Below are 24737 nucleotides of genomic sequence, written 5' to 3'. Positions count from 1 at the left end.
TATCTTAATTGTAATCTTATCCAAAGAAATAAATGAAAACCAGTACGGCAGTAAAAGAATTGCAGGAGGCCATGGAATTTCATAGGGATCCTGAAAAAGCAGAGCAAATGGCCCGCTACATGAAGGGTAAATTTATATACCTGGGTATAAACCAACCGATCCGGAAAGAGTTATCAAAGCCATTTATTCAGGCGGCGAAAACACTGGATATGGCTGACATTCTTCAGTATGCTGCTGAACTTTGGAAATTACCGGAACGCGAATATCAATATGTGGCGATGGAATTGCTCTATGCGGGACGTAAAAAATGGAATCCGGCAGCAGAAAAGTTCTTCCTTTCTCTGGTAACGGATAAATCCTGGTGGGATACTGTCGATTATATTGCGGCCAAATTAATAGGTGGCTGTTTGCAGCATCAAACCGATCGGAGTATCATGAAAAAATGGGTTGCAGCCGATAATATCTGGAAAAACCGGACGGCTCTCCTTTTTCAATTGTTTTATAAAGAAAAGACAGACCCTGATTTTCTTTTCTGGGCCATCAACGAACTGAAGGGGAAAAAGGAATATTTTATTCAAAAAGCCATCGGCTGGTCCCTCCGGCAATATTACCGTGTTGCACCAAAGAAAGTGGAAGCTTTTGTTGAAGCAACAGGCATTCATGGGCTCGCCAAAAGGGAAGCCTTAAAACATGCTGGATAAACGGTAAGAAACAAATCAGTAGAATCAGTAACTTTTCAGTACCAATTTAAATCGACTGAATATGAGCGACCAGTCCTCTTCTTCACTCAGCAGGAGAAATTTTCTTCGACTTTCCGGTATGACCGGAGCTGCATTGACAATCGGTTATTTTATGCCAGCACTTGCCAATGGAAAACCAACCATTATCAGCACAGCCGATGCAGCAGGTGCGGGAATTGATCTAACGGCCTGGATACGAATCGACAAAACAGGCCTTGTAACGATTTTTAGTCACCGTGCCGAAATGGGCCAGGGCGCCTACCAGAGCATTCCGCAAATTGTGGCAGAAGAACTGGAAGTTGACTTATCAAAAGTGAAGGTTGAATTCGCTAAAGGCCACCCCTCCAAATACGGCAGCCAGATAACGGGAGGCAGCTCAACTGTAAGAGGGTCATTTAAAGCACTCCTGAATACAGGTGCTGCTTCCAGGGAAATGTTAATTACCGCAGCAGCCCAAACCTGGCAGGTGGACGCTGGAACCTGTTATGCATCGGAAGGTCAGGTAATTCATCGACCCACTGGAAAAAAATTGGGTTATGGCGAACTGGTGGAAAAAGCATCCGGCTTAACTCCTCCTGCATCCGTAAAATTAAAAGCAAGAAAAGATTACAAATACATTGGCAAGCCGGTTGCGAGGTTAGATAATCCCGATAAAATAAACGGTAAGGCGGTTTTTGGAATTGATGTCAGTTTACCCGGAATGAAATATGCTGCAGTGGAACGCAGCCCACGCTTCCATGGAAAAGTCAAGTCCTTCAATGACAAAAAAGCCAGAGCGGTCAAAGGAGTGATTAATGTAATCAAAGTGGAAATGCCTGTTTTTTCAGGGACCCGTGAAGGTATAGCAGTAATTGCGGACAATACCTGGGCAGCTTTGAAAGCAAAAAAATTGCTCGAGATTGAATGGGACGATTCCGGAATTGAACAGTTTAGTACAGAATCACTTTACCAACGAATGAAGGAAGATCTGGCTAAACCAGGACTTCCACAAAAAGCGCTGGGAGATCCGGTTCGGTTTTTTGATAAGGCAGAGAAAAAACTGGACCTCATTTATGAAACGCCCTATGAAAGTCATAGTGCGATGGAACCCCTGAATTGTACTGCTCATTATACTTCAGAAGGCATACGGGTTTGGGGACCTATCCAGGGGCCCGACTGGATCCAGTCGGATTTATCCACGCGGTATAAACTGCCCATTGAAAAAGTGGAAGTAAATATGACGTTTCTGGGTGGTGGATTTGGCAGAAAAGCATTTACCGATTACCCAGCTGAAGCGGTATCTATTTCCAAAGCGATCAATGCACCGGTTCAGGTGGTTTGGACAAGGGAAGATGATATGACCCAGGGACCTTTCCGTCCGGGTGGTATTTATGGATGCAGGGCAGTTTTACAGGGTGACCGCATAAATGCGCTGGAGATCAAACTGGCCGGACAAAACATGGACCATCAATGGTCGCCCAACCCCGATAAAATGGATTACAATCGCAGCACAACAGAAGGTTGGTTGGAGCCGTATTTTGAAAGCATACCAAATTATCGCTTTGCTGATATTCCAACAGAATCGCCTGTGCCTGTGATGTGGTGGAGATCTGTTTATTCATCCACCAATGCTTTTGCATTTGAAAGTTTTTGGGATGAGATGGCTGTTGCTGCAGGAAAAGATCCGCTGGCATTCAGAAAAGCACATATATGGGATAACCATGACCGTTACCATAAACTGATCGATAAAGTAAAGGAGGTAACGAACTGGGAAAACCGGGGCAAGGGATATGGTGTGGCATTTGCCGAGTGTTTTGGTTCCATCATCGGAGAGGTAGTGCAGGTATCCAAAAACGGAGAGAATGGCGTGAAAGTGGATAAGGTAACAGTGGTGATTGACTGCGGCTGGTATGTAAACCCAACCATTATTGAACAGCAAGTGGAAGGTAGTGTAATCATGGCCCTGGGTGCGGCTACCATACATGCCACCAATTTCAGGGATGGCAAGGCAGTAGAAACCAATTTCCATCAATATCGCTTATCAAGAATACAGGATACGCCTGAAATTGAAGTGATCATCATGGAGAACGACGAAAAAGCAGGTGGCGTTGGAGAACCGAGTCTGCCTCCGCTGGCACCTGCTTTGTGTAATGCGATTTATGATTTAACGGGAAAGCGCATTCGTAAACTTCCTTTTTCGCTGACCAATCTGCCGGAAGCATAAGCAACGGCAGATTGATTTATTTGCGCGCCGCTTTTACCTGGGCTGGAGTGAAAACTGCTTTGGATTTATTTCCCCAACTGTTAGCAACATAGTTGGTAACATCGGCAATCTCTTCATCTGAAAGATAAGATTGCTCGGGCATCATCATGTTGTAGGTTTTACCATTCACTTTTATTTCTTCATTTAGGCCATTCAGAATAACTGTGATGATTTTTTTCGGATCCTTTTGGAAATAATCAGATTTGGCAAGTGGAGGAAAACTTCCTTCAATTCCTTCCCCGTTTTCCTGGTGACAACTCATACAATTGTTGTCATACACTTCTTTACCGCGTTTTATACTGGCTTCTTTTGGATTCTGAACAAAGGCAGAAAGTGTTATTACGCTCAACGTAAGTACGGATGCAACAGCAATTTTTTTCATATGCGTTTGGTTATGCTAGATTTTAGTAATCAGTTCACCCTCAAGGTCGTAATCATAGGCTTTGGTAATTTTTACCTGAACGAATTGCCCGGGTACCAGTTTTTCACTGGTATTAATCACCACTTCGTTATCCACTTCCACACTATCAAATTCCGTTCTTCCAAGATAACGACCTGCCTCTTTTTTATCAACTATTACCTTAAAAATCTGACCCAGTTTTTCCTGGTTTTTTTCCAGGCTGATTTCCTGCTGTACTTCCATAATTTCCTGCGCACGCGCCTCTTTCTCTTCCGCCGGGATATTATCTTCCAGGTCGTGAGCCGTAGTATTTTCTTCGTGTGAATAGGTAAATATACCCACTCTGTCGAACCGCATCCGCTTTAAAAAATCTTTCAGTTCTTCCACATCCTCCCTGGTTTCTCCCGGGAATCCGGTGATCAGGGTGGTCCGGATACAGATTCCCGGCACCTGTTCACGTATAGCAGCAATGAGTGTCTCCATCTCCTCTCTTGTAATCTGCCGCTTCATGGCTTTTAACATATTGTTGGAAGCGTGCTGAAGAGGCATATCCAGGTAATTACAGATATTGGGATGGGCTTTGATAGCATCCAGGATTTCCATTGGGAACTTGGATGGGTAAGCATAATGCAGGCGGATCCATTCGATGCCAGGCACGGCAGCCAATTGATGCAGCAGCTCCGGCAGTTGTCTTTTTTTATAGAGATCAAGTCCGTAATAGGTCAGTTCCTGCGCAATCAGCATGATTTCCTTCACGCCTTTTTTAACCAGGGATTCCGCTTCTTTTACCAGATCTTCAATCGGCCGGCTAATATGACCACCCCGCATCAGTGGAATGGCGCAAAAAGAGCAGGTGCGATTGCAGCCTTCCGAAATTTTCAGATAAGCATAATGTTTTGGCGTAGCCAGCATACGCTCTCCCAGCAACTCAGCCTTGTAATCTGCTTCCAGCTCTTTTAAAATCAGTGGCAGTTCCATGGTGCCGAACCAGGCATCCACTTCAGGGATTTCTTTTTCAAGATCCTCCCGATAACGCTGACTAAGACAGCCGGTAACATACACTTTATCCAGTTTGCCTTTCTGTTTAAGGGCAACCTGGTCGAGTATGGTATTGATGGATTCTTCCTTGGCCTTATCAATGAAACCACAGGTATTGACCACTACAATGTTATGATCCAGTTTTGCGTTTTCATGCACTACCTGGATATCATTGGCAAGCAACTGACCGCTGAGCACCTCACTGTCCACCATGTTTTTACTACAACCCAGGGTAATGATATTCACTTTGTCCTTCTTCAGCGTTCTGGCTTTCATGTACTATTTTAATAAGGCGCGAAGTTACGCTTTTCCCCTCGCTGGGGAAAGGGGCGGTTCCCTTGCTGCAAAACAGTTTGGCATAATTTTTTGTTTTAGCGGCAAAACCGTTTGTATGAAAACATGGATAACTACAGCCTGCATAGTAGCAGGGCTAGCTATTGCAGGGCAAACACAGGCACAATCATTGGGAAGTACGTATCGCACAGCACTGGGAGTTAAGTTATGGCCAGCAGGTATTACTGTGAAACATTTTGTCAAAAACAACAGGGCACTGGAGGGAATTGGCTATTTCTGGAACCACGGATTTCGTTTCACCGGGCTTTATGAATTTCACGGCGATATAAATGGCGCACCAGGTTTAAAATGGTATGCAGGTCCGGGTTTCCATACCGGGGTGTACAATGATCGCTGGGGCTATTACAAGCGTCGGGGAGATCGTTACTATTATTACGAAGAAGGCGATTTTTCTCTCGGAGTAGATGGTGTGTTAGGCCTGGATTATAAATTCAAAGGTGCTCCCATCAACATCAGCCTGGATATCCAGCCTTATGTTGAACTGGTTGGAAGTCCGCATATGGATGTATGGGGCGGAGCAGCGGTGAGATTCACCTTCTAAACTACCAGGAAGACCTCAGGAATTAAGGCTGAAGAGGCTATCAACAAATTCGTGTTTGTCGAAAACCAGGAGGTCTTCCATTTTTTCACCTACTCCAATAAACTTCACGGGTATTTTGAACTGGTTGGCAATGGCCAGTACCACTCCCCCTTTTGCGGTTCCATCCAGTTTGGTAATGGCAAGTGCGCTTACCTCTGTTGTAGCAGTAAAATGTTTAGCCTGTTCGAGGGCATTTTGTCCGGTTGAACCATCTAATACAAGCAGCACTTCGTGTGGAGCATTCGGAATTACTTTCTGAATAACCCTCCGGATTTTGCCAAGCTCATCCATCAGGTGAGCTTTGTTATGAAGGCGACCAGCTGTATCAATTATAATGACATCCGTACCCCGCGCAACACCACTTTGTACTGTATCAAATGCAACGGCAGCCGGATCAGAACCCATATCCTGCTTTACAATTGGAACTCCTACCCTTTCACTCCAGATGGTTAACTGGTCAACCGCAGCAGCACGGAAAGTATCAGCAGCCCCCAGTAAAACCGATTTTCCTGCTTTCTTGAAATTATAAGCCAGCTTTCCAATAGTAGTGGTTTTCCCTACGCCATTCACACCAACTACCAGAATTACATAAGGTTTATTGGGAAGATCTGATTGGAAGGAGTAAGAGTTACTTTCCGGAGCATCCACTAATACGGCGCGGATTTCATCCTGTAGGATATTGTTGAGCTCCGAGGTATTGAGGTATTTATCGCGGGATACTCTTTTTTCGATTCGCTCAATAATCTGAACAGTGGTTTCGATTCCTACATCTGCTGTAACCAGTGCTTCTTCCAGGCTGTCCAGCACTTCATCATCCACTGAACTTTTTCCAGCAACCGCCTTGGTGATTTTGCTAAGAAAACTTTCCTTTGTTTTCTGCAACCCCTGGTCAAGCGATTCCTTTTCTTTCTTCCCAAATAATTTGTCGAAAAAACCCATATCCGATATTGTAAAGTGGTAGTTGTAATGTTAGGCATATGCCTTCCCATAGTGGGATGCCAAAGGTAAGACTCCCAGCCGGTTTTTCAGGAATAGCTTCTGAACAGGAATTGGATAAAACAGAAAAAGCTGTTCCGGATATCAGAACAGCTCATCAGGTAAAAAAGTACCCGGAATTATTTTTCGCCCAGGAATTCTTTGATTTTGTCCTTGTGAACGATCGCCTCTTTGAACGTATAGGCACCGGTCTTAGGACTGCGAACAGCCTTGATCACTTTAGTCCAGTTCTTAGCTTCAGCTGCTGCCTTCTGGTCTTTGGTCTTGATCGCGGTTTTTGCTGCTTTTGCCATGGTATAATAAATTAGAAAATTTGTAAATCAGGTTTAAGCGTCTTATTTGATTTCTTTATGTACAGTCACTTTCTTCAGAATGGGATTGTACTTTTTCAACTCCAGACGCTCGGGAGTGTTCTTCTTGTTCTTGGTGGTGATATAACGGCTGGTACCAGGCTGACCACTGGTCTTATGCTCGGTACATTCCATAATCACCTGAACTCGGTTACCTTTCTTTGCCATTGTAATGCGTTTTATAAGGATCGCCACCGAAGCGGCAATTAATTTCTTTTAGATTTTAACTCCTTTTGCTCTCAATTCCTTTACTACTGCATACAGACCATTTTTGTTGATGGTCCGCAGTCCTTCAGCAGACAGTTTCAATGTAATCCACTTATCTTCTTCAGCGATATAAAACCGCTTTGTCAGCAAATTTGGTAAAAATCTGCGCTTTGTCTTAATATTTGAGTGAGATACCCGATGACCAGTGATCGGAGTCTTACCCGTAACCTGACATATTCTAGCCATGACTGTCAAAATTTAGGACGGCAAAGGTAGGAGTAAATCTCAATAAAATCAAAACTAAAACTAAAAAAATAAAAAGCCAGGTTTGGATGAGGTAACCATGAGGTTTCCATGAGGTTTCTATTAGGTTACCTTTAGATAACCAGTTTAGCCAACGGTTGGTTCGCTAACAATTCCTTAATTTGGGTACATCTGCCAGATCCTGAATTTTGGATATAAATGGCTGATTATGACAGATATGGATGGAAAAAGAAAGACGATACCCCGGGATATTAGCTGGCTTGCCTTTAATGCCAGGGTTTTACAGGAAGCAGCAGATCCGACCAACCCATTACGGGAGCGCATTAAATTCCTGGGTATTTTCTCCAACAATATGGATGAATTTTTCCGGGTACGAGTAGCCACTCTGAAGCGTATGATTGAGCTGGGTACTACAAAAAAGGCCAAACTGAATATGCACCTCGAAATCTTACCGGAAAAAATCCTGGAAGAGATCATGATTCGGGTTTTGCAGCAGCAACATGAGTTCAACAGGATCTGGGGAATGGTCCAGTCCGATTTGAGAAAAGAAAAAATATTCCTGATCACAGAAAAACAGCTCAACCGTGAACAGAAGCAGTTTGTTAAACAGTTTTTTGAAGAAGAAGTGAGGGTAAATACCATCCCCCTTATGATTGATCAGGTTCCGAATTTTCCCTACTTACGCGATAAGTCACTATTTCTCGCCGTACTGATGAGCCGGAAATCTGCCGATTTTGCACGCAAATATGCCTTGATTGAAATACCGACAAAAGCTGTTGGCCGTTTTATTCAGCTCCCCTCCCCCGATGGTGAAAAACACATCATCCTGCTGGAAGATATCATCCGTTTTAATCTACCTTCTATTTTCTCTTATTTTGGTTATGAAAAATTCGAATCCTGGATTTTTAAAATGACCAGGGATGCAGAAATTGATATTGATAATGATGTATCCACTACGCTGATTCAGAAAATTGAAAAAGGCGTAAAGAACCGTCGAAGAGGAAAACCGGTACGATTCGTTTATGAAAAAGAGATGGATGCAGCACTGCTGGAATTTCTGATGCGCAAAATGAACCTGACCAGTAAAGACAATCTAATACCGGGAGGGCGCATTCACAACTTCCGCCATTTTATGGATTTTCCAAATGTCTTCAGCAAAAAATCACAACGGAAAAAACCCTTCCAGCATCCCCTGCTGGCAGGCACATCCAGGGTAACGGATATCGTATTGGAGCAGGACATTATGCTGCATTTTCCCTACCATTCCTTTAACCCGGTGATTGATCTTTTAAGGGAAGCTGCTATTGATAAAGATGTGGTGTCGATCAAGATCACCGCTTATCGACTGGCTTCCAATTCCAAAATTATTAATGCCCTGATCAATGCTGTCCGAAACGGGAAAGAAGTAACCGTGATGATGGAACTACGGGCAAGATTTGAAGAAGAAGCCAATCTGGAATGGAAGGAAAAACTGGAAGAGGAAGGTGTTCGCGTACTGATCGGCATACCTAACATGAAAGTACATGCGAAATGTTGCATTATCCGCAAACGAATCAATAACCGGACCATCCAATACGGATTCGTAAGTACCGGCAACATGAATGAAAGTACGGCTACTATCTATGGAGATCATTGCCTGCTGACAGCTCATCGGGGTATTATGGCGGATATTAACCGCGTGTTTTTGTACCTCGAGAAACATCGCACTTCACCTGACATTCTTAAAAGCTGTAAATCGCTGATTCCTTGTCCCGGTACACTCAGAAGAGAACTGATTAAACTTATTAACCATGAAATAAGGGCAGCAAAGAAAAAAAAACCAAGCGGAATTACACTCAAAATGAATTCGCTATCCGACGAATTGCTGATTGAAAAATTGTATGAAGCGGCTAGATTGGGTGTGCCGGTACGCTTGATTGTAAGAGGTATTTTCTGCATGTATTCAGAGAGCAAAAAATATAGGAAACCCGTGCAGGCGATCAGTATCGTAGATGAATACCTGGAGCATGCAAGGGTGTTTTGGTTTCACAACGGAGGCAAAGAGAAAGTTTATATATCTTCGGCCGACTGGATGGTTCGCAACCTGGATCACAGGGTAGAAATCACTTGTCCGATTTTTGATCCGGATATTCGAAAAGTATTGAAAAACATGTTGGAAATTCAACTGGATGATAACGTGAAAGCGAGGGTACTGGACAATCACCTGCAAAACCAATATGTCATAAACAAAGGGAAAAAAGTAAGGTCACAAGTGGAACAATACAACTACCTTCAATCCAAGCGAAGTCGCCAGCAAGTTACAGACAGTCTCAATCAACTGTCTGCAATCGAATCAACCGAAACATAAGTATTTCTGAAAATCAGCAGCCTTGAAATTAGCCGCTATCGATATTGGAAGTAATGCCGCACGTTTACTGATAACAGAGGTAATCACAGACGACCAGGGCAATGAACGTTTTAACAAGTTAAACCTGGTCAGGGTTCCGCTCAGGTTAGGGTTTGATGTTTTTGAAAATCAGACAATCTCTCCGCAAAAAGAAGAGCATATTATCAAAACCATCCGTGCCTACCGGGCATTGATAGATGTTTACGGTGTGCAACATTATAAAGCTTGCGCTACCTCTGCGATGCGGGATGCAAGTAATGGTCCGGCGATCATTGATCATATAAAAAAAGAAACCGGTATCCAGATTGAAATCATTTCCGGCGATCAGGAAGCCTCCTTCATATACGAAAATCATATTGCTGAGAATATGGATAAGGAGCAGTCCTATCTTTATATTGACGTAGGTGGCGGTAGTACAGAATTAACCTTTTTCAACGAAGGTAAACTGGCGTACAAAAAATCCTTCAACATAGGAACGATCCGTATCCTGAAAGATCAGGTAACAGAAGCGCATTGGGAAGACATGAAGGAAACGATCCGCCAATTCACTAAAGGAGCAAAATCTGTTACCTGTATAGGATCCGGTGGGAATATCAACAAAATATTCTCTATGTCCAAGAAGAAAGATGGCAAATCACTTCCACTGGAACTTCTAAAAGATTATCACCGCGAACTCAGCAGTTTCACCGTATCACAACGGATGCGGCTCTACAATCTGCGGGAAGACCGTGCGGATGTTATTGTTCCCGCCCTTAGTATTTACATCAATGTGATGAGATGGGCCGATGCAAAGGAAATTTTTGTTCCTAAAATTGGTTTAGCAGATGGGTTGGTGCATATCCTCTATGAGGAAGTGAAACGTGAAACGTGAGACGTCAGACGTCAGAAGTGAGAGGAACGATCAATATTCAATTTATAATACCAGTATTTCATGTCGGTTCATAAAGAAGTTAAAAAGGTTACGACCAATACCCTGCTGAAAATGAAATCTGCAGGAGAAAAGATAGCCATGCTTACGGCTTATGATTATTCTTTCGCCCGGATTTTTGATGAAGCAGGGGTAGATGTGTTGCTGGTAGGTGATTCTGCCAGTAACGTAATGGCTGGCCATGATACAACCGTTCCCATTACACTGGAGCATATGATCTATCACGCACAATGTGTGGTACGAGGGGTAAACCGATCACTCGTAGTGGTAGATCTCCCATTCGGATCTTACCAGTCAAATTCTGATATAGCACTGGCAAGTGCCATTCGAATCATGAAAGAAACCGGCGGCCATTCCATTAAACTGGAGGGAGGTGAGGAAGTGGCAGAGAGTATCCGGAGGATTGTTCATGCAGGCATACCTGTAATGGGGCATCTTGGACTTACACCGCAATCCATATACAAATTTGGAACTTATACAGTAAGAGCAAAAGAAGAAGCCGAAGCTGAAAAACTGAAAAAGGACGCATTGCTATTGCAGGAAGCCGGATGTTTTGCTATTGTATTGGAAAAAATTCCAGCCACTCTGGCGAAAGAAGTGTCCGAATCACTTACCATACCCACTATCGGTATCGGAGCAGGCAACCACTGTGATGGACAGGTACTCGTAATGCATGACATGCTGGGCATCAACAATGATTTTAACCCCCGCTTCCTTCGGAAATACCTGAACCTGCACGATCAGATCCTGGGAGCAGTTGGTAATTACGTGAAGGATGTACGCAGCGGTGATTTCCCCAATGAACAGGAACAATACTGAGGTCACCTCATACTGATCGGGAAAACTGTACCTTTGCCGGCTAAAACAGCTTGCAATGGAATTTTTACGCGCACTTGGGGTAGATGCTCAAAATATTGGCAGCTCTACCGGAACAAACTGGCTTGAATCAACCGGCCCATCCATCTCGTCTTATTCACCCGTTGACGGTAAATTGATAGGTTCTGTACAAAGCACCGACAAAGCTGCCTATGAGGCCATTCTTAAGCAGGCGGGTGCTGCTTTTCTGGAATGGAGACAGTGGCCGGCTCCCCGCAGAGGAGAAATTGTTCGGCAAGTGGGTGAAGCACTTCGGGCGCAAAAAGAAAACCTGGGCAAACTGGTATCTTATGAAATGGGAAAAAGCCTGCAGGAAGGATATGGTGAAGTGCAGGAAATGATCGATATCTGCGATTTTGCAGTAGGTTTATCACGTCAATTGTATGGCCTGACCATGCACAGTGAAAGACCCGGTCACCGTATGTATGAACAATGGCACCCCTTGGGTATTGTTGGAATTATTTCCGCTTTTAATTTCCCGGTAGCAGTCTGGAGTTGGAACGCAGCACTGGCTTGGGTGTGCGGTGATGTCTGCATTTGGAAAGCATCTGAAAAAACCCCGCTTTGCTCCATCGCCTGTCAAAACATCATCAATGAAGTTTTCAAAAAGAACAATGTACCCGAAGGTGTTAGCTGCATCGTAAATGGCGGTCGTGATTTGGGTGAATGGCTGAGCCATGATACCCGCATCCCGCTGATATCTGCCACCGGATCCACCCGTATGGGTAAAGCCGTCGGAGCAGCAGTTGGTGCCAGATTGGGTAAAAGTATTCTGGAGCTGGGAGGCAATAACGCGATCATCATCACTCAGGACGCAGACCTGGATATGTCTCTTATTGGTGCTGTGTTCGGAGCTGTAGGTACAGCCGGACAACGTTGCACTACTACCCGCAGATTGATTATTCATGAATCGGTGTATGATACTTTCAAGAACAAACTGGTAAATGCTTATAAACAATTACGGATTGGAAATCCGCTCGACCAGCAAAATCATGTTGGTCCGCTGATTGATAAAGATGCCGTACAACAATACCTCAACTCCATCGAGACCTGTAAAAAAGAGGGTGGCAACTTTGTAGTAGAAGGAGGTGTACTGGAAGGAGAAGGTTATGAAAGTGGTTGTTATGTAAAGCCCTGTATTGCTGAGGCTGAAAATCATTACCAGATCGTGCAGCACGAAACCTTTGCCCCCATTTTATACCTGCTGAAATACAAAACCATTGATGAAGCAATCGCCCTTCAAAATGGGGTTCCTCAGGGCTTATCCTCAGCAATAATGACACTCAACCTCCGGGAAGCGGAACAATTCCTGAGTGCTGCGGGAAGTGATTGTGGCATCGCCAATGTGAATATCGGTACCAGTGGGGCTGAAATCGGGGGAGCATTCGGTGGAGAAAAAGAAACAGGCGGTGGACGTGAAAGTGGTTCCGATGCCTGGAAAGCATATATGCGCAGACAGACCAACACTATTAATTATACCACAAAACTGCCTCTGGCTCAAGGTATTAAATTTGATCTTTAACAATATCCATTTAACAGGATGCAAAATTTACGCAAGCGGCAAACTAAATACCGTCTTTTTGCGTCATTTTGTATCAGAAACAAAATAAGCTCTGCATGAATTTTCTACGAATCTTGCCAGCCACCGCAGCCCTGGCGATAATTAGCCTCGGAAACGCCTCTGCACAGGGAACGACTGCAACCGTGAACAAAGAACTTCCCAAAGGTTGGCACCTGGCTGACCGTGCCAAAGATGGATTTTATGGTATCAGCCTGGATCAGGCCTATGAATTTGTGAAGAACCGTCCCAGTAAAACAGTTGTGGTTGCTGTAATTGACAGTGGCATTGACACACTGCATGAAGATCTGAAGCCTGTTCTCTGGAGAAATCCGAAAGAGATTCCCGGGAATGGAATTGATGATGATAAGAATGGATATATAGATGATATCTATGGATGGAATTTTATCGGAGGCAAAGATGGCCGGAATGTGAAGCAGGACAGCTATGAAGGTGCCCGTGTATATCACAAGTACAAAGCAAAATACGGAGCGGCGGATTTCAATCCCGAAAACCTGCCTGCAGACGAGAAAGCCACCTATGAAATGTGGAAAAAAGCCAAGGATAAAGTAGAAGGCGATGCTGGCGGTGGTGGTGCGGATCTGATTTTCCTGAAGCGTGCCCTTGAGAGCAGCCAGAAAAACGATAGTTTGCTGCGTGTTGCCATGGACACATCTTCCTATACCGGAAAAGAACTTGAAAAATTTGCCCCCTCTACTCCAGAAGCGCAGAAAGCGAAAGCTGGTATGCTCTATATTCTGAAAGCCTTCAATATGATGGAAACCGGTAATGGTGAGTTCCTGGAAGGCTTTGCTGATTTTGTAAGCGGAGAAGAAAGAAAAAAAGAAGCAGCTGAAAAAGCACCGGAAGACTACCGCGGAGCAATCGTTGGTGACAATTACAACGACATCAACGACCGTTTTTATGGAAACAACGATGTGATGGCAAATACGCCTTTCCATGGCACACACGTGGCTGGTATCATTGCTGCAAAACGTAAAAATGGCGTTGGAATAGATGGTGTGGCTGACAATGTTCGCATCATGGCGATTCGTGCTGTACCTGATGGCGATGAGCATGATAAAGATATCGCACTGGCCATCCGCTATGCGGTAGACAATGGAGCAAAAGTGATCAATATGAGCTTTGGCAAAAGCTTTTCACCAGAGAAAAACTGGGTGGATGATGCCGTTAAATATGCAGAATCTAAAGGTGTATTGTTGGTGCATGCAGCAGGAAATGATGCATCAAATATTGATTCCGTTGACAATTTTCCAAATCCAGTTTTCCTGAAAAACAAATACAGAGCTACCAACTGGATTACTGTGGGTGCAAGCTCTGACCCGCTGGCAGAGCCCGGCTTTAAGAGCCTGACTGCTTCTTTCTCCAACTATGGAAAATCAGAAGTGGATGTTTTTGCACCTGGCACCAAGATTTATTCTACCATCCCGGGTGGGAATACCTATGGAAATGCCCAGGGCACCAGTATGGCTTCCCCTGTTGTTGCAGGTGTAGCTGCTTTCCTGATGAGTTATTATCCTACGCTGACTCCTCAACAGATCAAGGAAGCTATTGAAAAATCTGCTGTTGGTCCGGATATGGTAGTAAAAATTCCAGGTTCTGACGAGGAAGTAGAATTGGCGGAAATAAGTAAAACCGGAGGTTTGTTGAATGCATTTGAAGCTGCCAAACTTGCCGCCACACTTGAAAACCAGAAAAAAGGCAAACCAGCTCCAAAATCAACCCTGAAAAAAGATAAAAAAGGATAACCCTTTTCACCCGACCGGAGGTATTTGCCGGTCGGGTAAAATCATACCAAATCAACTGACATGTACAACCTGATTTACGCTCCATATTTTGAGAACTATGTACAATTGGTGAAGTCCGATAATCTTCGGAAAACCTTAAAAGAGAATACCGAAGAGATGCTCGAATTCCTGGAAACCATCCCGGAAGAAAAGCTGGATTATGCGTATGCCGAAGGAAAATGGACTATTAAACAGGTAGTACAACACCTTATTGATGCGGAACGCATTTTTGCTTACCGGGCATTACGCATTGCCCGCCTGGATACTACTCCTCTTCCTGGTTTTGACGAAAACCTCTATGCAAACAATGCAATAGTATCTTCGAGAAGCTGGGAAGACATGCTTAAGGAGATGCGCCAGCTCAGAAAAAGCAACCTGAGAATGATCAAATCCTTCACGGATGAACAACTAAATGCCGAAGGGAATGCATCCAACAACCCGATAACAGCGGTTGCGATTGGTTTCATTATGGCCGGACATGTAAAACACCACCTTACGATTTTACAGGAAAGATATTTATAAAAAAAGCCGGCTAATGCCGGCTTTTTTTGTGAAAGGTGAAAAAGTGAAAGGTGAAAAAGTTTTCTCTCACTTCTCACTTCTAACTTCTTACTTCTAATTAATTGTCCTGTTTCGTCTTTTCAAGCTTGCTGTCAGCACTTTTCTTCATGGCCAGGTTCTGCTGATAAATCATGTCATTTACCGCATTGATTGTTTCATCCAGGTAAATATCATTGCGGAGATTTTTCTTCCATGCTTTATAGCGGGTCAATTTATCCGGATCTGTTGCAAACTTTTCTTCATCACCCGGAATACTTTCCACTTCGAGCTCCTGGCTCAATTTATAAAGAGTCTCAATTTGTTTAACTGTTGAGTTCACCTTTTTCTTTTCCTCTTTGAACTTCTGCAGATTGAGGGAATAAACGCGATCGTTTTGTTCAGCCAGCCAATCTGTATTTGTTTTGATCAGGTTGAATGCCGGATTCTGATTTACCCGTTCCTGGCTGTTGCGAACAACCTGGTTTAGATCATAAGGTGATTTCCAGGTATTGTATTGCGCTTTCGCGATTTCATCCCATCCAAGCGCAGTAGGCTCGTCTTTTTCACGGACCTTACTTTTTTCCAATACATCAGGAACTACAATATCCGAAGCCACGCCTTTAAGCTGGGTTGAACCACCATTTATACGATAGAATTTTTGCAGGGTTAATTTAATCGTACCCAGTTCACTGTTGGAACTGAACATTCCGGTTTCCTTATCCAAACCGATATTGCGCTGTACAGTTCCCTTACCATAGGTTGAGGTACTGCCAATCACAACCCCTCTTTTATAATCCTGTATGGCGGCAGCAAATATCTCAGAAGCGGAAGCACTGAATTCGTTTACCATTACAGCAAGCGGACCATCATACAATACACTCTTGTCCCGATCCTTCAAAATGCTCGGTTTTCCGTCACGGTCCTTAACCTGGACAATGGGACCGTCTTCGATAAAGAGTCCGGCCATTTGAACCACATCATATAAAGATCCACCACCATTGTTTCTGAGATCAATTATGATTCCATCAACTTTCTGTTCTTTCAGTTTGATCACTTCTTTAGCTACATCAACTGCACTGCGAGCCCCACGCGGATTTTCAAAATCAGCGTAGAATTCCGGAAGCATAATGTATCCAATTTTACTCTTCCCATTGCTGACAATCGTACTTCTTGCAAAACTTTCATCCTGCACTATTTCATCCCGGATGATAGATACCACCTTTACAGAACCATCCGCCTTGCGCAGTGTGAGCCGAACTTCAGTTCCTTTATTGCCCCGGATAATTTTAACGGCATCCTCCACATCAAAGCCTGTAAGGTCAACGGGCTCATTCGCACCCTGGGCCACTTTCAGCACCACATCACCCACTGTCACCTCGTTTGTCTTCCAGGCCGGAGATCCGGTAATTACAGAAGCAATTTTTATATTTCCTTCCTGTGAAGTCAGAGAAGCACCAATACCAAAAAAACGTCCGCTCATCTGTTCATCAAAATAACGTTTGTCGCGGGGAGGAAAGAATGTGGTATGCGGATCCATGGTGCTGGTGATGACATTTACAAACTGGTTGAAACGTTCATCATCGTTGTATTTAAGTTTAAGCCTGTCAAACATTCGACCAACAACTTTTGCTACGCCTTCACGTGCACTGGCTTCCATTTCAGCAGCTGTTTGTGCTTTGAAACCCTCCTTGCCCTTGTTTTTTTCCTGGTTCTCCTGCATATCGGCAAAACGCTCCAGGGTCATATATTTGAGGCGTTTTCTCCACCTGTCTTTTTTCTCATCCAAGTTTTTGGGAAACTCCAGTTTTTCACTGTCTCGAATGATCGTTTCATCCGTCTGGAATTCGAAAGGTTTAGCAAGAATCTCTTTGGTGAGTTGCTCAGCTTCCAGTACCCTTTTTTTGTATATCTCAGAAAGAGCAGGTACAAATTCTACATTACCTCCCAACAATTCTTCATCAATTTTGAGTTCATATTTTTTCAATGCCTGGATATCGCTCTGTAAAAAGACATTTTTCTCAACATCCACCGTTTCCAGGTACTTGGAAAAAATTTCTTTTGAAAACTCATCGTTTATCTTCTTCGGGTTATAGTGAACCTGTTGCAGGATATCTGCAACATTGTGAAGGATTTTTTCATATTTACCAGGCGGATCTGCATGGTTGGTTCCCATTGAACGGAAACCGATAAACAAGGCACAACACAACAGTACCAACAACACGGGCAGGCTTCTTTTACTAAACATAATTTTCACCAGATTTTGCATTATTCCAAAAATAACGATAAAACAACCAGGCTTGTTGCCAACAGCACCAATTAACATTGGATTATGATGAGTGGTTTCTGACATTTTTTTTAGCTCCTGTATCAGGATTCGATTTTTTACTTATTTTTGTGCCCGCTTTGAAAAAAGCATTGCGATAACCCGCATGGAGGCTGTAGCTCAGTTGGTTAGAGCATCAGATTGTGGTTCTGAGGGTCGTGGGTTCGAGACCCATCAGCCTCCCTCCCATCCCCCACTGTTGTGGGGGATTTTTAATTTTATTATTATGTCGCCCTGGCTTTTATTACTACCGCTGATTTCTGCATTTATTGGATGGTTTACCAACTGGATTGCCATAAAAATGTTGTTTCATCCCCGGGAGCCCCGAAACATCCTTGGTATTACCATCCAGGGGATTTTTCCCAAACGTCAGCAGCAGTTTGCAGAAAAACTGGGGAAACTGGTCAGCCAGGAATTATTATCCTTTTCTGACATTTCTACTAAACTTACCAGCCCGGAAAACCTGGACCGCCTTTCTCCCCATATTGAAGAACACATAGATCATTTCCTTCGGGTAAAATTGAAGGAAACCATGCCGATGATCAGCATGTTCATTGGAGACAAAACCATCGCCCAGTTAAAAGCCGTTTTCCTGGAAGAACTACGCCTCTTATTCCCGGTAATTATGGAAAAATATATGGGAACACTTAAAGATCAACTGGATCTTGAAAAAATCGTGGTTGCGAAAGTAAGCGCCTTTTCTTCCGATAAACTGGAACAGATCCTTTACCAGATAATGGCAAGAGAATTCCGATTTGTAGAAATAATTGGGGCGGTTTTAGGCTTCCTGATCGGCTTGGTGCAGATCGCCATTACTTTTTTAGCAGGTTCCTGATCCATTTCCCTTACCGCTCATACCAAAAAAAGTCCACCGGTCCCAAACTGTTAAACTTAGTTGCCGTTCAATTGTCATATACCATTCATCCCAATCGCAACGTTTAGGCATCCATATTTGCCCAATTTTGCACACACTCAGAGAAAAAAAAGAAGAATGAAACATGTTTTGGTCTTACTGACCATTTTTATCGGAACCTTCAGCTATGCACAAATACCTGCCGGGGTGGGTGCTCCCGGAGGCCGGCCAGGCGGTGGCAACATGAATATCGGCCGGTTTTACGGACGGATTATTGACGCAACAACTAATAAAGGGGTTGACGCAGCTTCCGTTCAATTGATCCAGAACAAATTTGATGCCGCAACCAAAAAAAGAAAAGATACCGTCATTGCGGGAATGCTTACTGACCGAAGAGGTGAATTCAGCTTTGAGGGGCTGCCTGTGGCCGCATCCTATAAATTAGTGATATCGGCAATAGGGTTCAAAGAAATTGAACAAAAAGTAGGGTTTGAATTAAACATGGCAGGTGGCGATATGCAAAAAGCTCTGGCCGGTGTTGATAAAGACCTTGGAAATATCAAATTGGAGGCCGATCCGAAAATGCTGGAATCCGTAACAGTTACTGCGTCCAAACCGTTGATGTCGATGGGCATCGACCGGAAGGTTTACAACGTAGATAAAAACCTGGTTTCTACCGGTAATACTGCGGAAGACATCATGCGCAATATTCCTTCCCTGCAGGTAGATATTGATGGAAGTGTAACACTCCGCAATGCTGCTCCACAAATCTTTGTAGATGGCCGTCCTACAACTCTTACACTCGATCAGATTCCGGCTGACGCTATTGAGAGTGTGGAATTGATCACTAACCCTTCTGCCAAATTCGATGCCTCCGGAGGTACTGCCGGAATTCTGAATATTGTTTTAAAGAAAAACCGAAAAGCAGGTTATAACGGAAGTATCAGGGCAGGTATTGACAGCCGCTGGCAACCCAATGGTGGCGCTGATATCAATGTTAAACAGGGTAAGGTAAATATGTTTGCAAGTGCTAATATCCGTACCAGGAAGTCTATTTCAGAAGGTAATACCTCGCGAACCACCTTTATCAAAGACCCGGTAACGGATCTGGACCAGGATGATTACAGTGTAAACAAAGGTCAATTCATGTTTGGAAGAGCCGGACTCGACTATTTCATGAATAACCGAAATACAGTTGGTTTTTCCGTGAATGCAGTTCGGGGAAGTTTCAACTTTGATAATGAAAGTAACATCCGGACAGACAGTCTGTTTCCGGGAGATACCCAATCCAGCTTCAGCCGTCGTTTATCTGATGGAGAGCGTTCCTTCCGGAATCTCGGATCTTCGGTTTATTACAAACGTCTTTTCACTAAACCCGGTCGCGAATTCACCGCGGATATCAATTATAACCGTAGTAAAAACGATAATAACACCACGATCAATAACGATGTATTAGCTGCTCCCAATGGATCTATTACACGCCGGTTTGGTCAGTTGAATACCGGTAATGGCAGCAGTTCCAATATTACATTCCAGACTGATTTCGTAAATCCCTTAAGTGGTAATGCAAAACTGGAAACAGGTTTGCGGCTGAATGTCCGCAGCCAGGAAAGCGTGAACAATATCAGCCTCGTAGATGGAAATGGGAATGCTGTTTTTATACCTTCACTTTCTTCCCAATTTGATTATACCGATCGCGTTTATGCCGGATATGTAACCTACACTAACAAATGGAAAAAACTTGGCTACCAGTTGGGACTGCGGGCAGAAAGTTCAGATTATGATGGAGAAGTTCTGACTACCACGCCTCCTCCAGGAAGCAAGGATACACTTATGACTTACGGCAACAGTTTTCCGCTTAGTCTTTTTCCGAGTGCATTCCTGACTTATCAACTCACTGATGATGATGAACTGGCTTTCAATATCACACGCCGGATCAACCGTCCAAATTTCTTCCAGCTCTTTCCTTTTACGGATTATTCAGATACATTGAACCTAACCCGTGGTAATCCAAACCTGCGGCCGGAGTTTACTGCATCTTTTGAACTGAGTTACCAGAAGAAATATGGAAATGGTAATTCATTTATTGCAAGCGCCTACTATAAATATACAACGAACCTTATCACCCGCAATCAGGTTGAACTGATCAATCCTTTCAATGGTAACGAGGAACTGGTGATCAGTTATATCAATGCAGATAACAGCCAGATCGGGGGTGTTGAGCTGATTGGGCGGAATAAACTGACCAAGTGGTGGGAACTGATCTCCAACTTCAACCTATATCAATCAAAGATTAATGCCAATCAGCCAGGTATTCCAAACCAGGAAGCGATAACCTCTTATTTTGTCAAAATCAATAATAATATCAAACTGGCCAAACAGCTTACGCTACAGTTGAGCGGAAGTTATACTTCCAAAACCATTCTTCCTCCAGGTGGAGGTGGCGGTGGTGGCTTCATGTTTGGCGGACCGCAAACCACAGCGCAAGGCTTTATTCGTCCGCGTTATGAAGTGGAAGCGGCTCTTAGATATGAATTCCTGAAAGAAAGAAGAGCAAACCTGACCCTGGCCATCAATGATATTTTCCGCACTAACCGCTATGATCAGTTTAGCTCCTCTCCCAGTTTTGAACAAAATACCTGGAGATTGCGTGACCCGCAGATCCTGCGTCTTAATTTCAGCTGGAGATTTGGTAAATTTGACACTTCACTCTTTAAGCGTAAGAACATTAAAGGAGATATGCAGAACATGCAAAATATGAGTGAAGGGGTTCAATTCTGATGTATGAATCAATATGAAATTCGATACGCAATGGCCCCTGATGCAGGGGCCATTGCTGCTTTATGCAGTGCCGGTTTCGCCAGGGTACATGAGAACGGTTTTGTGCCTGAAGACCTGGCATTGTTTTGTGAGCTGCACTATTCAGCAGCAGCCATAGAAGCAGATCTTGAAAAATCGGATCGGTTTTACCTGGTATTGGTTCATCAGGGTAAAGTTGTTGGATGCCTGCGTATGGGTAGTCCGACGCTGGCGCTTTCAAAACCAGATTTGACAGGAATTGAACTGGCACGATTTTACCTCGATGGAGCTCATCGTTCAGGGGGTTGGGGTTCAGCCATGCTTAAAATGGCTGAGGAAGAAAGTAGTAAGCGCGGCTTCAGACATATCTGGCTTCACGTTTATATTCCCAATACCAGAGCACAGGAGTTTTATTACAGGCATGGATATACGAAAATGGGGGAAGAACAACTGGTATTCCGGCAATCGAGTCCAACCGGGCTGGTTCTGAGAAAGCAGTTGGTTGAAGCCGCTCCTGCATCGGCTTATTCAGTACCCGGAACAACTGAATAATTGCCGATAGCAGAAAAATGGCAGCTACCAGTAAATTGATGATTCGCTGGGAAGCATTGATTCTGTTCACAAGCCACCTGCCCCCGAAAATAAAAAGCAGCAGGCCGCCTACCGTTCCCACTGCAATCCCAATGGTATACACGTTGAAATGCAGCGAATCAGACTGCAAGAGTTTTGTACTGAACAAATAACTGCTCCATAAGAACCAGAAAGGAATCTGAACCGGGTTGATTGCACTCATGGAAACACCCAGCCAGAACCGGTGCATCCTGTTGTTGAGCTGGATGGGTTTTGCGGTTCCTGTTTTTTTCCTGGCGGCAACCAGACTGCTTAAGCCAAGAAGTAAGAACAGCGCCACTGTTGCCCATTCCATATAATAAAAAATCCTTTGGTTGGCAAGAATCCAGTCGATTCCTTTTAGTGAAAGCCGAACATACATCAGTTCAACTATTGCAACCCCAAACGCATAGGAAAAGGCACGACGCGTGCTCTCCTGGATTGCAATCTGCATGGCGGTTATATTCAGTGTTCCCAGCGGAAGACTTCCGAGAAAACTGATCAGCAGTCCGGCACCAAAGAGTAGTATTAATGCACTCATGAAAAAATCGGCTAGATATAAAGTTGCGCAATCGTCTTTTCAAATTGGGCATTCTCCCGAAACATTTTTCGCCCATCCCGGAAACTCATGAAGGGTATTCCTTTCCGGTGATTGATTTTACTGATGCGATAACACCAGTCCCAGTGACGGATGATCTCCTTCCAGGCAAAAAATATGGAATGCCTGGGATCGTACATATGCGTGGGTTCCGATCCGGCACCATTTAATTCAATGATGGAAAAATGAAGGCCTTGCTCCAGTTCTTCCCATGAACGAAACCGTATATCCATTCGCCCATAATAAAAACCGGGTACCTGCTGCAGAATCTTATCTATTTGCATTTCTAAAGCAGCTGTGGCCCGGTGTGAATCATCAATGAATTTGGCCCCCCTGGCATGATTCCCATAGGGAACCAGTTCTTTTGCAATTCCTTTCGGCAATACTTCGTTCAACATTTCTCCGTGCATTTTTTCAAGTGCAGCGAGTTGCAGAATAAAACGTTTGTCCTGCTGGCAGAGTTCCCGGATGGTGTGTTGTCCATCGCCATGAACGGTTAAAAACTCTTTGGTGACAATACCGGTGATACGCCCCTTCTTTTCACCAGGCAGCCGGCAATAAAAGATACCGGCTTCCAGAGGCAGATCGGCATATTCCTGTACCAGGAAAGCCAGGGGTGATTCAAGACAATATTGTTCTAAATCTGCTGGTTGATTTAATTTCCGCACTCCCATTCCACGGGCACCAATATCCGGTTTGGCTATAAGAGGAAACAGTAGTCCTTTGTTTTTGACCTTGTTCACCACATTTTGGGGATCAGCAGGTAGTTCAACATAAATTGTCTTTGGGTAGTAGGCTTCCGGGATCAGATCATAGATTTTCTTTTTCGATTCCATCAGGAATCCCCCATTTTCAATGGATGGATTGGAAGCAGAGAAGAAGAAGAATGATCGGGCACGGAGACAGTACCAGAACCAGATAGGTATAACTGGTGTGTAAACTGTTCCAAATGACCAATATTCCCAATTAAACAGCCGTATAAAAAAGGGTCGGTGGAGTACCTTTTGCAGTAAATTCATGAAGAGATTTCAGAAAGTGAAAAAGCATCCAAGCGGCATTCAAATTGTTCCCGACTTTGCAGGTCAGTATAATACATACAGGCTGTATCCCGGTTCCATTCCATGCAGGTAATACTAACCGTTAGCATTTCATTGCGTCGGTTCATGAGCAGGTCGTTTTCCTGGTCTCCATCACCGCCGAATTCGTGAAAACGCTGAATAGAACTGGCGTTGGGTTCAGGATTTTCGCTAAGCCAATTGGTGAACCAGGATTTCCTTTTTTCAATAGTAGAAGGGTCGTACAAAGTAACAGAGGACCAGATATGCGGATCGGAAGCAGGTAATTGCCGGCTATACTTCTGAACACCATCCCAACGATTTTCATGGAGAATTCCATCCTGAAAAATGATCACCGTAAATGGCTCGATTTTGTCAAGTTGAACAGCTTCAAAACCATCCAGCAACTGATCGGCTGAACAGATTTCGAGGAAAACCAGTCCCCGGCTTTTTCTGTAGGGATAAGCCGGTTCGTGTTTGACCCAACCTCCATTTAGCAAAACAGCCATCTGGCCATTTGGTTTCATGGCAATCCAGGAACCTTGTGCATCTGGATCCTTTGGAAATAAGAGTGAACTACCGTTTACCTGGTACCATTTGGGAGGAATGGCACGGGCTCTTTGTATTTTTTCATCCCTATTGGAACAGATCAGGGCGCCTCCGGGCACGGGAATGAAGCTCACTGTACACATGAACGTCTGTACTTGATGGTGGAAGATGCAACGCCAAAGCCTTCGGGAATAGCAATTCCTGAAATCTCCAGTAGTCCAACCTTAATAAGCGCCATATGATGAATGGTATGTTCAAGGTTATATGCAATTTCCCGGTAAAAATTGGTATCGAGTTGAACCTGTTCCCGGGTATCGGTATCAAACCCGGCACAGAGAGAAAGGGAACGGTTGGGCTGATCAACCGCTTTTTCTATCGTTGCGAGTAATTGGGCTGCAAATTCCTTATCCGATTCGATCCGGATATCCCGTTGCCGGGCCTCATAATTTACTACACTGTCCTGCAGTCCGACCAGTAAACATTGGTACATTTCAATAATATGGCGGGTATGCTGACCAATTGTAGCACCTGATAAGTTTACACAGGGTTGGGTGTATTGGGCATCGGTCAGTTGATCCATAACATCTGTCATCTGACCAAATGCATTCTGAACAGCTAACTGTAAATGCATGAATTTAAAATCTTGGTTTCGAATTTAGTCTTTTTATTATTTCCATAATTTTT

Annotated in this window: 22 protein-coding genes, 1 tRNA gene and 1 pseudogene; 13 read left to right on the top strand and 11 right to left on the bottom strand. The window is 44.0% G+C overall.

Annotation, left to right across the window (positions count from 1 at the left end):
• Positions 1–32 precede the first annotated feature (32 nt).
• Together MD536_RS02395 and MD536_RS02390 are read left to right on the top strand one after the other, a co-directional pair.
• Complete coding sequence (locus tag MD536_RS02395; protein ID WP_239595383.1) at positions 33–701, top strand: DNA alkylation repair protein; 669 nt, start codon at positions 33–35, stop codon at positions 699–701.
• Positions 702–762: 61 nt separating this feature from the next.
• Positions 763–2943, top strand: a complete 2181-nt coding sequence (locus tag MD536_RS02390; protein ID WP_239595381.1) for a xanthine dehydrogenase family protein molybdopterin-binding subunit — start codon at positions 763–765, stop codon at positions 2941–2943.
• A 16-nt stretch (positions 2944–2959) separates the two neighbouring features.
• On the opposite strand, the gene MD536_RS02385 is transcribed toward MD536_RS02390, so the two are convergent.
• Together MD536_RS02385 and rimO are read right to left on the bottom strand one after the other, a co-directional pair.
• Positions 2960–3364: a c-type cytochrome gene (locus MD536_RS02385; RefSeq protein WP_239595379.1), complete on the bottom strand. Its 405-nt coding sequence runs from the start codon at positions 3362–3364 to the stop codon at positions 2960–2962.
• Between the two features lie 15 nt (positions 3365–3379).
• A complete protein-coding gene (gene rimO, locus MD536_RS02380; RefSeq protein WP_239595376.1) occupies positions 3380–4696 on the bottom strand; it encodes a 30S ribosomal protein S12 methylthiotransferase RimO in 1317 nt (438 codons plus the stop codon).
• Between the two features lie 115 nt (positions 4697–4811).
• On the opposite strand from rimO, the gene MD536_RS02375 reads away from it, so the two are divergent.
• Positions 4812–5315: a hypothetical protein gene (locus tag MD536_RS02375; protein WP_239595374.1), complete on the top strand. Its 504-nt coding sequence runs from the start codon at positions 4812–4814 to the stop codon at positions 5313–5315.
• Between the two features lie 15 nt (positions 5316–5330).
• Here the strand turns inward: MD536_RS02375 and ftsY are convergent, their stop codons facing one another.
• From ftsY to rpmB, 4 genes are all read right to left on the bottom strand, one after another.
• Positions 5331–6293: a signal recognition particle-docking protein FtsY gene (gene ftsY / locus MD536_RS02370; RefSeq protein WP_239595372.1), complete on the bottom strand. Its 963-nt coding sequence runs from the start codon at positions 6291–6293 to the stop codon at positions 5331–5333.
• A 176-nt stretch (positions 6294–6469) separates the two neighbouring features.
• Positions 6470–6643 carry a DUF4295 family protein gene (locus MD536_RS02365; RefSeq protein WP_234865845.1) on the bottom strand — a complete coding sequence of 58 codons (174 nt, stop codon included), beginning with the start codon at positions 6641–6643 and terminating at the stop codon, positions 6470–6472.
• Between the two features lie 42 nt (positions 6644–6685).
• Entirely contained in the window at positions 6686–6868 is a 183-nt protein-coding gene (gene rpmG / locus MD536_RS02360) for a 50S ribosomal protein L33 (RefSeq protein WP_039132552.1), read from the bottom strand.
• Positions 6869–6916: 48 nt separating this feature from the next.
• Entirely contained in the window at positions 6917–7153 is a 237-nt protein-coding gene (gene rpmB, locus MD536_RS02355; RefSeq protein ID WP_239595370.1) for a 50S ribosomal protein L28, read from the bottom strand.
• A 226-nt stretch (positions 7154–7379) separates the two neighbouring features.
• On the opposite strand from rpmB, the gene ppk1 reads away from it, so the two are divergent.
• The 6 genes from ppk1 to MD536_RS02325 all read left to right on the top strand — a co-directional run bounded on the left by ppk1 (position 7380) and on the right by MD536_RS02325 (position 15249).
• The gene (gene ppk1 / locus MD536_RS02350; RefSeq protein ID WP_239595368.1) at positions 7380–9518 is read left to right on the top strand and encodes a polyphosphate kinase 1; all 2139 of its coding nucleotides are present in this window, start codon (positions 7380–7382) and stop codon (positions 9516–9518) included.
• Between the two features lie 22 nt (positions 9519–9540).
• On the top strand, positions 9541–10428 hold the full coding sequence (locus MD536_RS02345) for a Ppx/GppA phosphatase family protein (protein ID WP_239595359.1): 888 nt from the start codon (positions 9541–9543) through the stop codon (positions 10426–10428).
• 60 nt (positions 10429–10488) lie between these two features.
• Positions 10489–11304 (top strand): 3-methyl-2-oxobutanoate hydroxymethyltransferase, encoded by an 816-nt coding sequence (gene panB / locus MD536_RS02340; RefSeq protein ID WP_239595357.1) that lies wholly within the window; start codon positions 10489–10491, stop codon positions 11302–11304.
• A gap of 55 nt (positions 11305–11359) precedes the next feature.
• Positions 11360–12883 carry an L-piperidine-6-carboxylate dehydrogenase gene (amaB, locus tag MD536_RS02335; RefSeq protein WP_239595356.1) on the top strand — a complete coding sequence of 508 codons (1524 nt, stop codon included), beginning with the start codon at positions 11360–11362 and terminating at the stop codon, positions 12881–12883.
• Between the two features lie 95 nt (positions 12884–12978).
• Complete coding sequence (locus tag MD536_RS02330) at positions 12979–14688, top strand: S8 family peptidase (RefSeq protein WP_239595352.1); 1710 nt, start codon at positions 12979–12981, stop codon at positions 14686–14688.
• Between the two features lie 60 nt (positions 14689–14748).
• Positions 14749–15249 (top strand): DinB family protein, encoded by a 501-nt coding sequence (locus MD536_RS02325; RefSeq protein ID WP_239595349.1) that lies wholly within the window; start codon positions 14749–14751, stop codon positions 15247–15249.
• A gap of 97 nt (positions 15250–15346) precedes the next feature.
• Here the strand turns inward: MD536_RS02325 and MD536_RS02320 are convergent, their stop codons facing one another.
• On the bottom strand, positions 15347–17512 hold the full coding sequence (locus MD536_RS02320) for a carboxy terminal-processing peptidase (protein ID WP_239595345.1): 2166 nt from the start codon (positions 17510–17512) through the stop codon (positions 15347–15349).
• Positions 17513–17699: 187 nt separating this feature from the next.
• Here MD536_RS02320 and MD536_RS02315 point away from each other — a divergent pair.
• The 4 genes and pseudogenes from MD536_RS02315 to MD536_RS22135 all read left to right on the top strand — a co-directional run.
• Positions 17700–17773 (top strand) — tRNA-His (locus tag MD536_RS02315).
• A 43-nt stretch (positions 17774–17816) separates the two neighbouring features.
• Positions 17817–18425 carry a DUF445 domain-containing protein gene (locus MD536_RS02310; protein WP_239595343.1) on the top strand — a complete coding sequence of 203 codons (609 nt, stop codon included), beginning with the start codon at positions 17817–17819 and terminating at the stop codon, positions 18423–18425.
• A 156-nt stretch (positions 18426–18581) separates the two neighbouring features.
• Positions 18582–21224 carry a TonB-dependent receptor gene (locus MD536_RS02305; protein ID WP_239595340.1) on the top strand — a complete coding sequence of 881 codons (2643 nt, stop codon included), beginning with the start codon at positions 18582–18584 and terminating at the stop codon, positions 21222–21224.
• A gap of 3 nt (positions 21225–21227) precedes the next feature.
• Positions 21228–21632: pseudogene (locus MD536_RS22135) on the top strand (GNAT family N-acetyltransferase); the annotation flags it as partial.
• On the opposite strand, the gene MD536_RS02300 reads toward MD536_RS22135, so the two are convergent.
• The 4 genes from MD536_RS02300 to MD536_RS02285 are packed head-to-tail and all read right to left on the bottom strand — an operon-like array spanning position 21601 to position 24684.
• The gene (locus MD536_RS02300; RefSeq protein ID WP_239595338.1) at positions 21601–22392 is read right to left on the bottom strand and encodes a LysE family transporter; all 792 of its coding nucleotides are present in this window, start codon (positions 22390–22392) and stop codon (positions 21601–21603) included. The pseudogene MD536_RS22135 and the gene MD536_RS02300 sit on opposite strands and share 32 nt — an antisense overlap.
• 11 nt (positions 22393–22403) lie before the next feature.
• The gene (locus tag MD536_RS02295; protein ID WP_239595336.1) at positions 22404–23468 is read right to left on the bottom strand and encodes an ATP-grasp domain-containing protein; all 1065 of its coding nucleotides are present in this window, start codon (positions 23466–23468) and stop codon (positions 22404–22406) included.
• Positions 23465–24196, bottom strand: a complete 732-nt coding sequence (locus MD536_RS02290; protein ID WP_239595333.1) for an NRDE family protein — start codon at positions 24194–24196, stop codon at positions 23465–23467. Before MD536_RS02290 ends, MD536_RS02295 begins: the two co-directional genes overlap by 4 nt.
• On the bottom strand, positions 24184–24684 hold the full coding sequence (locus MD536_RS02285) for a DinB family protein (protein WP_239595330.1): 501 nt from the start codon (positions 24682–24684) through the stop codon (positions 24184–24186). The genes MD536_RS02290 and MD536_RS02285 overlap by 13 nt, the downstream gene beginning before the upstream one ends.
• Positions 24685–24737: the final 53 nt, after the last annotated feature.

The organism is Flavihumibacter cheonanensis (genome assembly GCF_022352215.1).
GTDB classification, from domain to species: domain Bacteria; phylum Bacteroidota; class Bacteroidia; order Chitinophagales; family Chitinophagaceae; genus Flavihumibacter; species Flavihumibacter cheonanensis.
This window is presented reverse-complemented; position numbering and strand designations above follow the sequence as displayed.